The following is a 14,252-nucleotide window of genomic DNA, read 5'->3' on the forward strand; positions in this document are numbered from 1 at the left end:
GCCCAGTCCTCTCACGCCTTCTCCAGTCACGAGGGCACGGTCCAGCGCTGATTGGCGCCGCCGTGGCAGGTCCAGATGATCAGTTGGGTGCCGTCCGCGGTGCTGGCCCCGTTGGCGTCGAGGCACTTGCCGGAGTTGACCAGCGATCCGTTGGTCTGGGCGGCCCAGTTCTGTCCCGAGCCACCGTTGCAGGTGGACAGTTGAACGAGGGCGCCGTCCGCCGTACCGGTTGCCGTCATGCATTTGTCCAGCGACCGCAGCGTGGTCCCGTTGCGGGTCCAGCGCTGGTTGGCGCCGCCGGTGCAGGTCCAGAGCTGGATCTTGGTGCCGTCGGCGCTGCTGGCGCCGTTGACGTCGACACATTTGTCGCCGGCACCGGTGATCGCGCCGCCGTCGCCCCCGGCGGGGGTGCCCACGCCGGGTCCGACGAACGTCATCGAGTCCAGGTCGAACGCGTTGTTCGCCGTGGACCTGAACACCACGAACAACTCGACCGTGCCGGCCGGCCGCGTCACGGTCACCGGTGCCAGGCTCGCGTAGTTGTCCCACCCACCCGTGCTCCCCACGGTCGCGGTGGCCACCAGCTGTCCGGTCGGCGAGTCGGCCCGCAGCTCGATCGTGCCGCCCGGGCCGGGGGAGGACACCCGGAACGAGACCTGGTTGATGTTGGTCAGGTTCATCGGCGTGAACGAGATCCAGTCGTTGTCGCTGATGTCCCCGATGCGGGCGCCGGCCTCCGCGCCCGCCTGGGACACGACCCGGATACCGGACGAGCCGGTGAAGTGCTCGGCCTGCTTGTGTTTGGGCTGCAACAGAACCTGGGCTCGTCCGGTCAGCGCGGGCACGCCGGTGGCGCCGCCGTCGGTGTACACGGCGTCGGCCACGTAGAACAGGTTCGCGTCCGCTCCGTGGCCGCCGTCCGAGCCGGTCGTGATTGTCCCCGAGCAGCCGGTCCTCGGGTCGAGCGGGTGCGCGTGCTCGTCGTGGCCGAGTGCGGGGGTGGTGACCACCCGGCCGCAGTCGATCGTCGTGTCCTCCGGGTCGGTGACGGTCACGCCGTAGGGCACGGTGTCCCCGAAGTCGAACATCCCGCCGTGGGCGGGCCCGGTGAACCGGACCGTCGGCGCCGTGTTGCCGGAGGTCACCGCGACGTTGGCGACTCCGGTCCGCCCGTTCACGGCGGTCACCGTGAGCTGCGCGTTGTACTGGCCGCGCGTGGTGTAGGTGTGCGACGGGTTGGCCGAGGTGGAAGTGCCGCCGTCGCCGAAGGTCCACCGGTAGGTCAGCGCGCCGCCTGCCGGGTCGGACGACCCGGCGCTGGAGAAGCTCACGGTCAACGGCGTTCCACCGGAGGACGGGGTTCCTGTCGCGCGGGCGATCGGGGCGCGGTCGCCGGAGATGTAGTCGATTCGGGAGAGAGCGGAGTCGGGGTTGTCCCGGCCGAACCCGCTGCCCCATTCGAGCAGGTAGAGCGAGCCGTCCGGGCCGAACTTGGCGTCCATCGGCGACCTGAACGTCAGGTTGGCCAGGAACCGGTTGATCTTCAACAGGTTTCCCGAGCCGTCGAGCCGGAACTCGTGCATCGTGTTGCGCGCCCACTCGCCGAAGAACGCCGTCTTGTCGAAGTACTGCGGGAACTTGGTGTCCGACGGGTTGTTCGGGTCGTAGTGGTACACGGGGAACGCCATGGGTGCCTCGCCGCCGCCACCCATCTCCGGGAAGGCGTTGCCGTTGCCGCCGTTGCCGTACCAGACGGCGGCCGCACGCGCCGAGGGCAGGCTGGTGAGCCCGGTGTTGTTGGGGGAGGTGTTGACCGGCGCGGCGCAGTTGAACGTGGCGCCGGAGGTGTTGTTCGCGAAGTTGAAGTCGTTGAACGGGATGTTGTTCGCCACGCAGTACGGCCAGCCGTAGAACCCGGGGGACTCGATCACGTTCCACTCGACCAGCCCGCCCGGCCCGCGGTTGGCGTTGTCGGCGCCCGCGTCCGGGCCGTAGTCGGCCACGTAGAGCGTGCCGTCGGTGTCCACGGTGAACCGGAACGGGTTGCGGAAGCCCATCGCGTAGATCTCCGCCCGGGTCTGCGCGGTGCCGGGCGCGAACATGTTGCCGCTCGGGACCGTGTAGGTGCCGTTCGACTCCGGGTGGATGCGCAGGATCTTGCCGCGCAGGTCGTTGGTGTTGGCCGAGGTCTTCTGCGCGTCGAACAGGGCGCGCCCGGACCGTTCGTCGATCGGCGTGTAGCCGCTGGACTCGTGCGGATTGGTGTCGTCGCCGACGCCGACGTAGAGGTTCCCGCCCGGCCCGAACGTGAGGTAGCCGCCGGTGTGGCCGGGTTCGGACTGTCGCGCGGCGGGGATGGTCAGCAGCACCTGCTCGCTGCCCGACACCAGTGAGTCGCCGCTGACCGTGAAGCGCGACACCCGGTTGACCTCCTGAGAACCGGCTGGCGAGTAGTACAGGTAGACCCAGCCGGTGGTGGCGAAGTTCGGGTCGAGCGCCACGCCGGCCAGGCCGTCCTCGCCGCCGGTGTAGACCGAGAGGGTGCCGGCGGTGACCGTGCTGCTGGTGCTCGGCTTGTAGATCTTCAGTTGCCCGCCGTACTGGGTGTAGAACACCCGGCCGTCCGGTGCGATGTCGAGCGTGCCGGGCGCCACGGTGTTGGCGTCCAGTTCGACCCTGTCGTAGTTCGTCCACACGGTCGGGCCGCAGTCGGCCGCGGCGGTGCCGGCGGCGGACCGCACACCGCCGAGGATGTGTGACCGGAACAGGGGCTCGGAGTACGCGGAGGACTGGTGCCCCATGGCCGTCGCCCACAGCCGGCCGCCCTCGACGTTGCGACACCAGGAGATCGGGTGGTCGCTGCCCATGCCGGACGAGCCGGGGTCGTAGGTCGTCTCGTCGGCCGTGGCCAGCACGTGCACGTCACCGCGGGCGTTGCGGTTGAAGTTGTACCACTCCTCCGTGCGGTTCCAGCGTTGCGGCAGGCCCTGGCCGGACGGGTGCGCCTGGTCGGCGACCTTGGCCGTGCCGGCGACGGTGGCCGAGTGCTGGGTCATGGTCATCCCGAGCACCTGGTCCCACCACGGGAACTCGTTCTCGATGTTCATGTCCGTGGCGTTGTGGATCGCGACGATGCCCCCGCCGCCGCGCAGGTAGTTCTGGAAGGCCGTCCGCTGCGCCGCCGTCGTCCAGACCATGCCGGAGGTCTGGAACATGACGACGACGTCGAAGGTGGGCAGTGTGCCGTCGGTGAAGACGGTCGAGTCCTCGGTGTGCGTGAGCTGCCAGCCGTTGTCCGTGGCCATCTGCTGGAACATCGCGACACCGGCCGGGATGGAGTCGTGCCGGTAGCCGGCGGTCTTGGTGAACAGCAGTACTTTCTCGCCCACGGCCGGGGCGGCGGGGGCGGTGGACGCGGTCAGCATGCTCACCAGCAGGGCGCAGGCGAGCGCGGTCAGGAACGTGCCGAGTGCGTGTCGCACGGTGGGCCTCCGAAGGCAGGGGAGAGGCGATCGCGTGGAGCCGGGTTCAGATCTGCTCGCTCACCTCCGTTGGGAGCGCTCCCAGCCCGCTGCGCGATTGCCGCCTGCCGATACTCGGGAGGAGGGCCGCGGCAGTCCGAGGGACCATGTTCGGACTCGATGGTGATACCAGGTGTGTTGCCCGGATCACACCATAGCTGGCTGTCGGTGGTCGGAGTCAAGAGCCAGTGGTGCATAAGTACGACTTATTCGCGTTGGTCACGCGCTTCGGTGGCTCTCTCCGCCTGGTGGAGGTCCAGTCATGCTCCCGGTGGTACTGCGGCCGGGTGCCTGATGCCGACCGAGAAAGTGACCTGAAGAAATTGGTCGTACTTTTCGTCGTCGCCGGTTACAGTTCAAGGGGGTCTGGGAGCGCTCCCAGTCCGCCGGCGCCGACGACGCTGCGAGGAACCCCGTATGCGATCAAGGAATCCGATACTCGGCGGTGTGGTCGTCGCGACGCTCGTCCGGATCGCCTACCCGCCCCTCTGACAGGAGTCCGCATGCGCAACACCGTTGTTGCCGGAGGCATGATGGTGGCGGCGCTCATCGCGAGCGTCGTCACCGTCGCCGCCGGGGGAACCGCCCAGGCCGCCGCGTCCCCGTTCTACGTCGATCCGAACACCGGCTCGGCGAGGTGGGTGGCGGCGAACCCGAACGACTCCAGAACGCCCATGATCCGGGACCGCATCGCGGCCACGCCACAGGGGAAGTGGTTCACCACTACCAACACCTCAACGGTGCGGGGCGAGGTTGACGCCTATGTCGGGGCCGCCGCGTCGGCGGGAAAGATCCCGATCATGGTCGTGTACAACGTCCCGAACCGCGACTGCGGTGGTCCCAGCGGCGGCGGCGCACCGTCCCACGACGCCTATCGGGCGTGGGTCGACCAGGTCGCGGCGGGCCTGGCCGGCCGTCCGGCGGTGATCGTGCTGGAACCGGATGTGTTGCCGCTCATGACGAGTTGCCAGTCGGCCGATCAGCAGAACCAGACGAAGGCGTCGATCGCCTACGCGGGCAGGAAACTCAAGTCAGGGTCCGGGCAGGCGAAGGTGTACCTCGACATCGGCCACTCCGCGTGGCTGGCGCCAGGGGAGGCTGCGGCGCGGCTGCGCGGTGCCGACATCTCCAACAGCGCGGATGGCATCTCCACCAACGTGTCGAACTACCGGTCGACCGCCGACGAGGTGGCCTTCGCCAAGGCGGTGCTCAACGCCGTGGGTGACTCGCGGCTGCGCGCGGTGGTCGACACCAGCCGCAACGGCAACGGGCCGTTGGGCAGCGAGTGGTGTGACCCGGCGGGGCGGGCCATCGGCACGCCGAGCACGGACCAGACCGGTGACGGGCAGATCGCCGCGTTCCTGTGGATCAAGCTGCCGGGTGAGTCCGACGGATGTATCGCTCCGGCGGGCCAGTTCGTGCCGCAGCGCGCGTACGAGTTGGCGGCCGCCGCCAACTGGACGCCGGAGCCGGGGACCGGTTCGTGCGGGGTGACGCACCGGGTGGTCAGTACGTGGCAGTCCGGTTACACCGGTGAGATCGTCATCGAGAACCGCGGGCCGTCCATTGACGGGTGGACACTCACGTTCTCCGCGCCGAACGTGACCGTGACCCAGGGTTGGGGTGGGACGTGGACCGACACGGGGGACACCGTGCGGGTCACGAACGAGTCGTGGAACGGCCGGCTCGACACCGGTGGCACCACGACCATCGGGTACACCGCGAGCCACAACGGCAGCCAGTCGTTCCTCTCGCCGACCCTGAACGGAGTGCCTTGTGCCTAGGCGATAGGTGGCGGGAAGCGTGGGGTGGCGCAGCACCTCGTCCACCCCGCGCCGAGCCGCTCGAGGCGCGCGAAACGCCGACCCCGTCCCTCCGGACCGACGCCCCGGTGGCGCGGTCGGATTCGGCCGTGCGTCTCGGATCGCCCAGGAGGACCCGCGCGCCGCGGCGCGACCTTCGGGCGGGTTGGACAACGCGTGGACGCCGTACTCTTCCCGTGTGACCAACGACCGGGGAGAAGAGATCGATCAGGACGCCGCGCCGGCAGCCGACGCGTACCGGCCTGGTTATGAGTTGGTGGCTGAGCGGATTCTGCTGTTGATCGCCGAGGCGGGGTTTCGGCCGGGGGATCGGATGCCGACCGAGAACGAGTTGGCCGCGCGGTTGGGTACCAGCCGGAGCATGGTGCGCGAGGCGGTGAAGATCCTGTCCGCGATCGGGCGGGTGCGGGCGCAGAAGGGTCGTGGCCTGTACGTCGCCGACGACGAGGGAATGCTGGGTTCCTCGCGCTGGGGCGGGTTCTTCCTGCCGACCGATCTGGACCACGTCTACATGTTGTTCGAGTTCCGCCGGATCCAGGAGACGGCGGCGAGCCGGCTGGCGGCGATCCACGCGACGCCGGCGGAACTGCGGGCGATCGAGGCGGCGGTCGAGATGTGCCGCCAGGGCCAGGTGACGGGGGAGGCGGCGCTGTTCGACCGCGGTGACGAGGAGTTCCACCTCGCGGTCGCGGCGGCTTCGCACAACCAGTTCCTGGTCGCGGCGGTGCGTGAGGCCCGCCTCCTGCAACGTCAGTCCAACATCATCGGCATGCACGGTGCCGTCGGCGGCCACGCGGCCGAAGCGGTGGAGGAACACGCGGCGATCCTGAAGGCCGTCCGCGACGGCGACGCGGAGAGCGCGGCCCAGGCCACGGCCACCCACCTGGACAACACCCTCGATGACTACCGGCACCAGATCCAGCGCCGCGTCTTCGGCTGAGCTGCTGGCCGCCTCCTTGCGCCGTTCGATAAGTCGGAAACATCCTCCCCGGATAAGACAGAAGCATTGCGCTGTCAGTGATTGGTCCCGTACGGTAATCAATGGATCGAACCGCTTCGACGCTGTTCGGGAGTCCTTATGGTTCAACGGCGAACTGTCCCTGTGCACCTGCCGCTCGGCCCGCGGTTGACCCGCGAATGAGGATGGGCCCGCGGATGATCGGGGTGGTCGCCAGCTGGGCTGGCGTGCCGCGGCCGAGCTTGCCGGATGCCCCACCTGGTCCCGATGCGTGGCGACCCTGGGGTCGTTGAACCCATTGAGTCCGTTTGGCGTCCTGGGTTCTCCGCGCCCTCGACTGGGAGCGCTCCCAGGTTGCCTTCAACGGCCCCGACCAACGCTGGACCCTGCCCTGAACCATCGGATGGGAGGCACGCTCATGAGACAGGACACACGTCCACGGCGGTGGTGGACGCTGGTCGTCGCCGCCACGGTGACACTCACCGGTGCGAGTGTGGCGGAGGCCGGGCCGGCCCCCGAGGCCACGGATGCCGGCACGCTCGCCGCGTCGGCTGGCTGTGGTCAGGCTCCGACGTTGCAGAGTGGTACGCACACGATTTCCAGCGGCGGTAAGAGTCGGCAGTTCATCCTGAGCGTTCCCGGAAACTACGACAACACCCGCCAACACCGGTTGGTGTTCGGGTTCCACTGGTTGGGCGGCACCATGCAACAGGTCGCCGGCGGCGGAACCGACGGAGACGTGTACGCCCACTACGGGCTGCGGCGACTGGCGAACGACACCGCCATCCTCGTGGCGCCTCAGGGCCTCAACAACGGCTGGGCCAACTCCGGTGGTGAGGATCTGACCTTCGTCGACGACATGATGCGCATGATCGACGACGGTCTCTGTGTCGACACGACGCAGCGCTTCGCTCTTGGCTTCAGCTACGGCGGCGCGATGAGCTACGCGATCGCGTGCGCCAGGGCGACGACGTTCCGCGCGGTCGCGGTCATCGGCGCACCTCGGGAGCTCAGCGGATGTAGCGGTGGGACGCAGCCCATCGCGTACATGGGGATCCACGGCATCAACGACAACATCGGGTCCGGGCGGGCGCTGCGGGACAGGTTCGTCCGGAACAACGGCTGTACCGCCCAGAACCCACCGGAACCACCGGGGGGCAGCCTGACCCACATCAGCACCGCCTACTCGGGGTGTCGGGACGGATATCCGGTTGTCTGGGCGCCCTTCGACGGTGGTCACCAACAGGGCCCGGTGGATGGGTGCGCTGGCTGCGAGAGCGGCGCGAGGAGCTGGGTCAAGAACGAGGTGTGGCGGTTCTTCACCGGAGAGTCCCCGCCGCCGCCACCGCCCACGTTCCGCCTGCGCGGCGAGGCCTCCGGCCGGTGCCTGGACGTCAACGGCGCGGCCTCGGCCAACGGCTCCCAGATGATCATTTGGGACTGTCACACCAATGCCAACCAGCAGTTCACCCTGACCGGGCAGGCACTGCAGGTGATGGGTAAATGCCTCGAGATCCCCAGCGGTGCCACCGCCGGTACCCGGGCCCGGATCTGGGACTGCAACGGCGGCGCCAACCAGCAGTGGACCATCAACGCCAATGGCACGGTCAGCAGCGTCCAGAACGGACTGTGCCTGGATGTCAGCGGCGCCGGCACGGCCAACGGCACCGCCGTGAACGTCTGGAGCTGTCACGCCGGCGCCAACCAGCGCTGGGCAAGGGCATGAGTCGACAGGAGACGGGAGATCTGATGACACGCGTTCGATCGGCGCGCCGGTTGCTGATCTCCCTGGTGGCGACCGCGCTCACCGCGGCGGCGAGTCTCGTCGTCACCGCATCGCCGGCCGTTGCCGCCACCCACCAGTTCCGAGGCATGAACTGGGCCGTGCTGGGGGACAACTTCAGCACCAGCCCGCTCGTCGTGCAGGGCCTGAGCCAGTCCGACAGCAACGCGACGGTACGAGCCAAAGCCAACGCCCTCTACGACGACATGGCCTCCACCATGGGGGTCAACACCGTCCGGCTTCCCATCAACACGCACACGGTGGCCAGTACGACCTGGTGGAACGCCTACCGTGGCGCCATCGACGCCGCCACCGAACGCGGCTTCAAGGTCATCCTCGCCTACTGGGAGGACGGCGCTGCCTCCGGCGGCAGGATCACGAACATGACCGCGTGGAACACGATGTGGTCCAGCGTGACCAACACCTACGGCTCGAACAGCAACGTCTACTTCGAACCGATGAACGAGCCGCACGGCTACTCGTCGGCGGACTGGCGCGACGTCGCGGCGAACTGGCTCAGCTATCACACCTCGGCTGTGCCCGGCAGGGTGCTCATCGGCGGCACCGGCTTCAGCCAGGATCTGCGGGACATCTGCGACGACAGCCGTTTCACCTCGACGCTGCTGTCCTTCCACCACTACGCCTTCTTCTACAACCCGATGACCTACGACGCCTTCCGGAGCCACATTCAGACGCGCCTGGGCAACTGCGCCTCCCGCGCTGTCGCGACCGAGTTCGGCGCGCCGATGTCCACCGGCCTCAACTACGCCGACGCGAACAGCACCGACAACTTCGTGCGGCACATCCGCGCCATGGCGCAGGTCATGCGCGACAACCAGATGGGCGGCACCTACTGGCCCGCCGTCGGCGGCAAGCCCGGCACCATCGGGTACGACTGGTACTCGATGTACGCCATGAGCGGCAGCGGCACCAACCTCGACCTGACCGTCCGCAACGCCTCCGGCGCCGACCGGATCCGCTACGGCTGGGGCGACGGCTCCACGAACCCACCGCCCACGGTCTACCGGATCGATGTGCGCCACAGCGGCAAGGCCATGGATGTCCAGGCGCCGAACACCGACAACGGTGCGCGCGTCGGCCAGTACACCTACGGCGGCAACCCGTGGCAGCAGTGGCAGTTCCAGGACGCCGGCAGCGGCTACTGGCGCATCATCAGCCGCCACAGCGGAAAGTGCCTCGATGTGGTGAGCGCTTCAACGGCCGACGGCGCCGACCTCATCCAGTACACCTGTGGTTCCGGCACCAACCAGCAGTTCCAGATGGTCGCCAACGGCAGCTACTTCCAGCTCCGGGCACGACACAGCGGCAAATGCGTGGACGTACCGGCCGCGTCGACCGCGGACGGTGTGATCCTCACGCAGTACACGTGCGGCACCGGCGCCAACCAGCAGTGGTCACGAACGGCCGTCTGAACCGGGCGGCGGGTTCGCCACGCGGAGCATGGACGAGTCGGTCGAGCAACTCGGCACCTGGGTCACACCCGGCACACCCCCGCGCGAAGATCACGATCGGCGAGTGGTGTGGCCCGGCGGCCGAACACGACCTCGACCGGGGGCGATCGGCGTGATCAGCTCGGCGGTGCGTCGGTGAGGGCCTCGTCGCGGGTGGGGTACAGGGCGAGGTCCTGGTCAAGGCCCATCAGTTGAAGCGGGCGGAGCGTCGCGGGCGCCGCGGCGACGAAACGCACGTCGGTCGGTGTGTGGGCGGCTGCTTTCCGGATGCCGACGAGGACGGCGAGCCCCGCGGAGGCCAGGAAGGTGACACCGCTCAGGTCGACGACCAGGACGGCCGGGGTGTCCTCCAGCGCGCGGAGTGCGGATTCTTCCAGCTGGGAGGCGGTCATCACGTCGATCTCTCCGCTCACCAGCAGGACCACCGCCCGCCCGTGGGTTTCCGCGTCGACCAGGAGTACGGTGGGCTGGGGATCGGGGTTCATGACTCCATCCTGTGGTTGTGAGCATCCGGTGGCAACCTGGGTGGCTAGGCTGAGCGTATGTCGAAGCCGGCCAGCCGGGCGAACGGTGCGCAGGAACGGTTGAGCCGTATCGAGTTGGTCACCGATACCGCGCTGGCCCACGTCGAGTTGGAGGACATGCAGCGCGAGCTGCTGGAACGGGTACTGGAGTTGCTCGAGGCCGACAGCGCGGTCGTCCTGATGAACGACACCCTGGCTGGTGGCCTCACACCGACGGTGGTCATCGGCCTCAACGAGGACCTGAGCGACGACGTCCAGGTGTCGATCGGACGCGGCTTCGCGGGGATGGTGGCGGACCGGAAAGGTCCGGTCATGCTCGACCAGGTCGATGAGAGCACCCTGCTCGACCGTCGGCTCGTCGAACGGGGAGTGCGTTGCCTGCTCGGGGTGCCGATGCTGGCCGAGGGGCAGGTCATCGGCGTTCTGTACGTCGGCTCGGTGACCAGTCGGATCTTTACCGACGACGACATCAACCTGCTGCAGGTCGCGGCCGACCGCATCGCCCTCGCGACGCAGGTCGCGTCCTCTCGGGCCGAGCGTGCCGCCGCCAAGGCGTTGCACCGCAGCCTGCTGCCGGCGCGGTTACCCGCTGTGCCTGGCTTCTCGCTCGCGGGGCGCTATCTCCCCGGTGGGGACAACGGCGTCGGCGGTGACTGGTACGACGCGTTCACCCTGCCCTCCGGTCGGCTCGGCCTGGTGATCGGCGACGTGGTGGGGCACGGACTGCGCGCCGCGGTGATCATGGGGCGGATGCGCAGCGTGGTGCGTGCCTACGCGCTGGAGACCGAGGATCCCGCTGTCGTACTGGAGAAGCTCGACAGCAAGCTGACCCATTTCGAACCCGGTGCCATGGCCACCGCTGCCTACGCGGTGTTCGATCCGGGGACGCATCGCCTGGAGATCTCGCTGGCAGGCCACCCGCCTCCCGTGGTGTGTCGGCCCGGGACGCTGGGCACGGTGGCGGATATCCCTCCGGACCTGCCGGTCGGCACCGGTCTTGCCCCGCGGCGGCGTCGGAACCATGTGCTCGACGTCGAGCCCGGCGGGGTGGTGTGCCTGTACACCGACGGCTTGGTCGAACGTCGGAACGCCTCCATCGACGAGGGCATGGGCCACCTCTGCGACGCCGTCACCGTCGAAACGGCCGACAGTGTGTGCACCACCGTCATGGACAAGCTCGTCGCCGGACACACTCCCGGTGACGACATCGCCGTCGTGGTCCTGTGTCGCGATCCGGCGGCCGAGATCTGAGACCGAGCGGGACCCACGAGCGCGGCGCTTCACAACGGGAGTAACCCCCGCACCCCAGATCAGAGCCCGCGGACTCTCAACGGCTCGGATCTCGTTGGCGCCCACGTGTTTGTCGTTGCCTCACCCGTGGGACAGGTGTCGTTCCTCCACGAATCGAACCGAGACTTCCTCCGCCGATCCCGATGATCCGGTTTCACACCGCGCACCTCGGGTACGACCCCAAACAGGTCCCGTTCGAGGGGCACCCTGTTGGGAGGAGGAGCATGAACGCTCAGTCAAGACTTGTGCTGGGAATGGGAGTCGGACTCGGCTATCTGCTCGGCCGCACGAAGAAAATGCGGCTGGCACTGATGATCGCCGCGGCTGGTGCCACCCGATCGCTCGGCTCACCGCGGCAGCTTCTGCAACGCGGCTTGAGCCAGCTCGGTACCTCGGCCGACCTCGACAGTCTTACCAAGGCTGCGCGCGGGCAGCTCGTCGGCGCGGCGAAGACCGCGGCCGTGACCGCCGCCAGTAACCGCATCGACGCGCTCAATGATCGCTTGCAGCCCAAGGAGTCCGCCGAGGACGTGGATTCCGGCGAGGCCACGGATTCCAGCAGGGATTCCGACGAGGACGAGCCGGACACCGATTCGGAGGAATCGTCCGCCGAGTCCCGGGATGAGCCGCGGCGTCCGCGTCGCCGGGCCCCGTCCCGACGGAGTTCGGGCGAGGACACGAAGCCCCGACGGTCCACCACCCGCAGTCGCACGCGTACTCCAGTGCGCCGGGCCGGGGGGTGACGTCCATGGCGACCGAAACCATCAGCAAGGCCGCCGGCAAGGGCAAGAAGGCGGCCGAGAAGGTCACCGAGAAGGCCAAGCAGGGTACGCAGAGCACCCAGCTGGGCGACTCGCTGCGCAGGCTCGCCGAGACGGTGACCACCAGGGCAACCAGCTCGCTGACCGACAAGGTCAGCGCCGCGACCGGTCGACTCACCGACTACAGCGACGGTGACGGCAAGGGCGGTGGGCTGCTGCAGGCGGTGACCGGCAGCGAACCCGGCGTGCGGGGCAAGGCCGTGACCGGGGCGCTGAAGGGTGCGTTCCAGGGCGTGAAGGACAAGGTCAAGGGCGCGTTCGGCAAGGGCGGGAACAAGGGCAGGGGCAAGGGCAAGATCAAGACGACCAACATCATCGAGGAGATCGACGTCGGTGTGCCGGTCGATCTCGCCTACGACCAGTGGACCCGGTTCACCGAGTTCCCCACCTTCATGAAGAAGGTCGAGGACGTCGAGCAGGTCGAGGACAGCAAGCTGCGGTGGAAGGCCCAGATCCTCTGGTCGCACCGCACCTGGGAGGCCACGATCCTTGAGCAGGTCCCCGACGAGCGGATCGTGTGGCGATCCCAGGGCGACAAGGGCCACGTCGACGGCGCGGTCACCTTCCACGAACTCGCCCCGGACCTGACCAGGATCCTGGTGGTCCTGGAGTACCACCCGCAGGGACTGTTCGAGCACACCGGAAATCTGTGGCGTGCCCAGGGCCGGCGGGTCCGTCTGGAGCTCAAGCACTTCCGCCGGTACGTGATGCGGCACGCGCTGCTCAATCCGGACGACGTCGAGGGCTGGCGCGGGGAGATCCGTGACGGCGAGGTCGTCGACGAACCCGACGAGGCGGAGCGGGACGCCGACGAGGAGACCGGCGACACCGACGAGGCGGCCGAGGACCGGACCGACGAGGACGCGGCCGACGAGGACGACGAGGAGAGCGAGGGCCGGAAATCATGACCACAGCCGTGCAGCCAGCAGGTGGCGGCAGCGGGGTGGAACGGCCGACATCGAGCAGTCTGGCCGACGTCATCGACACCATCCTGGACAAGGGCCTGGTCATCGACGCGTACGTGCGGGTGTCACTGGTCGGTATCGAACTGTTGACCATCGACGCGCGGGTCGTGGTGGCCAGTGTGGACACCTACCTGCGGTTCGCCGAGGCCGTCAACCGGCTGGACATCTCCGCCGACGAGAAGCAGGGTCTGCCCGACCTGGTCGGGGGCATGCAGGAAAGCGGCTCCAAGAGCAAGACCAAGGGCGCGTTGGAGGCCGCCGGCGAGAAGCTGCGGGAGACCCTCGGCGACGACTCCGGCGAGGAGGAGCCGGCCGGACAGCGACGGAAGGGAGGCTCGCGGTGACCGAGTCCACGCGAGGTGTCTACGTCTACGGCATCGTGCCGGCCGACGTGGAGGTCCAGCCGGACGCCGAGGGCGTCGGCGACCCCCCTGGCAAGGTCGACATGGTCACCCACGGGGACATCGCCGCGCTGATCAGCGCGGTCCCCACGGACGAGGCGCTCGGCCGGCCGGAGGACCTCACCGCGCACGCCGCGCTGCTCGACGGTGCCGCGGCCGAGGTGCCGGTGCTGCCGATGAAGTTCGGCGGCGTACTCGCCGGCCGGGAGCAGGTGACCGAGGAACTGCTCGCCCCGCACCACGACGAGTTCGTCGGCGCGCTGGCCGAGCTGGAGGGCCGGGCCGAGTACCTGGTGCGCGGCCGCTACCACACCGACACCGTGCTCGGCGAGATCCTGCGGGAGAACCCCGAGCTGGACCGGCTGCGGGAGCGGATCCGGGAGACCTCGCAGGACGCGTCGCGCAACGAGCGGATCAGCCTCGGTGAGGCGGTCAACAACGCGCTCGCGGCCAAGCGGGCGGCCGACACCTCGACCGCGATGAAAGCGCTGGGAGACCTGGACCTGACCGTCACCTCGCGGGAACCCACCCACGAGGAGGACGCCGTGCACCTGGCCTGCCTGGCGCGGACCGACCAACAGTCTGACCTGGAGGCCGCGTTGAACCGGCTGGCCGAACAGTGGACCGGCCGGGTCGACCTGCGGCTGCTCGGGCCACTCGCGCCCTACGACTTCGTGGTCAGCGCGGTGTGAGC

At 68.7% G+C, this 14,252-nt stretch carries 11 protein-coding genes; 9 read left to right on the top strand and 2 right to left on the bottom strand.

Going from position 1 to position 14,252, the window contains the following annotated elements:
- Positions 1 to 26: 26 nt before the first annotated feature.
- On the bottom strand, positions 27 to 3,482 hold the full coding sequence (locus BLA60_RS04595; RefSeq protein ID WP_211288585.1) for a ThuA domain-containing protein: 3,456 nt from the start codon (positions 3,480 to 3,482) through the stop codon (positions 27 to 29).
- A 569-nt stretch (positions 3,483 to 4,051) separates the two neighbouring features.
- On the opposite strand from BLA60_RS04595, the gene BLA60_RS04600 reads away from it, so the two are divergent.
- The 4 genes from BLA60_RS04600 (at position 4,052) to BLA60_RS04615 (ending at position 9,518) form a co-directional block, all read left to right on the top strand.
- On the top strand, positions 4,052 to 5,305 hold the full coding sequence (locus BLA60_RS04600; RefSeq protein ID WP_084734617.1) for a glycoside hydrolase family 6 protein: 1,254 nt from the start codon (positions 4,052 to 4,054) through the stop codon (positions 5,303 to 5,305).
- Between the two features lie 217 nt (positions 5,306 to 5,522).
- Positions 5,523 to 6,284 (top strand): FadR/GntR family transcriptional regulator, encoded by a 762-nt coding sequence (locus BLA60_RS04605; protein WP_075131354.1) that lies wholly within the window; start codon positions 5,523 to 5,525, stop codon positions 6,282 to 6,284.
- Between the two features lie 436 nt (positions 6,285 to 6,720).
- Positions 6,721 to 8,028, top strand: a complete 1,308-nt coding sequence (locus BLA60_RS04610; RefSeq protein WP_075131355.1) for a ricin-type beta-trefoil lectin domain protein — start codon at positions 6,721 to 6,723, stop codon at positions 8,026 to 8,028.
- A 23-nt stretch (positions 8,029 to 8,051) separates the two neighbouring features.
- Positions 8,052 to 9,518, top strand: coding sequence for an RICIN domain-containing protein (locus tag BLA60_RS04615; protein WP_211288586.1), 1,467 nt, complete (start codon positions 8,052 to 8,054; stop codon positions 9,516 to 9,518).
- A 155-nt stretch (positions 9,519 to 9,673) separates the two neighbouring features.
- Here BLA60_RS04615 and BLA60_RS04620 read toward each other — a convergent pair whose 3' ends face one another.
- Positions 9,674 to 10,042: an STAS domain-containing protein gene (locus BLA60_RS04620; protein WP_075131357.1), complete on the bottom strand. Its 369-nt coding sequence runs from the start codon at positions 10,040 to 10,042 to the stop codon at positions 9,674 to 9,676.
- Positions 10,043 to 10,099: 57 nt separating this feature from the next.
- Here BLA60_RS04620 and BLA60_RS04625 point away from each other — a divergent pair, with 57 nt between their 5' ends.
- The 5 genes from BLA60_RS04625 to BLA60_RS04645 all read left to right on the top strand — a co-directional run bounded on the left by BLA60_RS04625 (position 10,100) and on the right by BLA60_RS04645 (position 14,250).
- Complete coding sequence (locus BLA60_RS04625; protein ID WP_075131358.1) at positions 10,100 to 11,332, top strand: PP2C family protein-serine/threonine phosphatase; 1,233 nt, start codon at positions 10,100 to 10,102, stop codon at positions 11,330 to 11,332.
- A 263-nt stretch (positions 11,333 to 11,595) separates the two neighbouring features.
- Positions 11,596 to 12,114: a hypothetical protein gene (locus BLA60_RS45275; protein ID WP_075131533.1), complete on the top strand. Its 519-nt coding sequence runs from the start codon at positions 11,596 to 11,598 to the stop codon at positions 12,112 to 12,114.
- Positions 12,115 to 12,119: 5 nt separating this feature from the next.
- The gene (locus tag BLA60_RS04635; RefSeq protein ID WP_084734618.1) at positions 12,120 to 13,100 is read left to right on the top strand and encodes an SRPBCC family protein; all 981 of its coding nucleotides are present in this window, start codon (positions 12,120 to 12,122) and stop codon (positions 13,098 to 13,100) included.
- Positions 13,097 to 13,501, top strand: a complete 405-nt coding sequence (gene gvpJ / locus BLA60_RS04640; RefSeq protein WP_075131360.1) for a gas vesicle protein GvpJ — start codon at positions 13,097 to 13,099, stop codon at positions 13,499 to 13,501. Before BLA60_RS04635 ends, gvpJ begins: the two co-directional genes overlap by 4 nt.
- A complete protein-coding gene (locus tag BLA60_RS04645) occupies positions 13,498 to 14,250 on the top strand; it encodes a GvpL/GvpF family gas vesicle protein (RefSeq protein ID WP_075131361.1) in 753 nt (250 codons plus the stop codon). The genes gvpJ and BLA60_RS04645 overlap by 4 nt, the downstream gene beginning before the upstream one ends.
- Positions 14,251 to 14,252: the final 2 nt, after the last annotated feature.

It is taken from the genome of Actinophytocola xinjiangensis, from assembly GCF_001921215.1.
GTDB classification, from domain to species: domain Bacteria; phylum Actinomycetota; class Actinomycetes; order Mycobacteriales; family Pseudonocardiaceae; genus Actinophytocola; species Actinophytocola xinjiangensis.

Coding starts and splice junctions, on each gene's coding strand:
- BLA60_RS04600 (WP_084734617.1), top strand. CDS start 4,052: ATGATGGTGGCGGCGCTCATCGCGAGCGTCGTCACCGTCGCCGCCGGG.
- BLA60_RS04610 (WP_075131355.1), top strand. CDS start 6,721: ATGAGACAGGACACACGTCCACGGCGGTGGTGGACGCTGGTCGTCGCC.
- BLA60_RS04615 (WP_211288586.1), top strand. CDS start 8,052: ATGACACGCGTTCGATCGGCGCGCCGGTTGCTGATCTCCCTGGTGGCG.
- BLA60_RS04620 (WP_075131357.1), bottom strand. CDS start 10,042: ATGAACCCCGATCCCCAGCCCACCGTACTCCTGGTCGACGCGGAAACC.
- BLA60_RS04625 (WP_075131358.1), top strand. CDS start 10,100: ATGTCGAAGCCGGCCAGCCGGGCGAACGGTGCGCAGGAACGGTTGAGC.
- BLA60_RS45275 (WP_075131533.1), top strand. CDS start 11,596: ATGAACGCTCAGTCAAGACTTGTGCTGGGAATGGGAGTCGGACTCGGC.
- BLA60_RS04635 (WP_084734618.1), top strand. CDS start 12,120: ATGGCGACCGAAACCATCAGCAAGGCCGCCGGCAAGGGCAAGAAGGCG.
- gvpJ (WP_075131360.1), top strand. CDS start 13,097: ATGACCACAGCCGTGCAGCCAGCAGGTGGCGGCAGCGGGGTGGAACGG.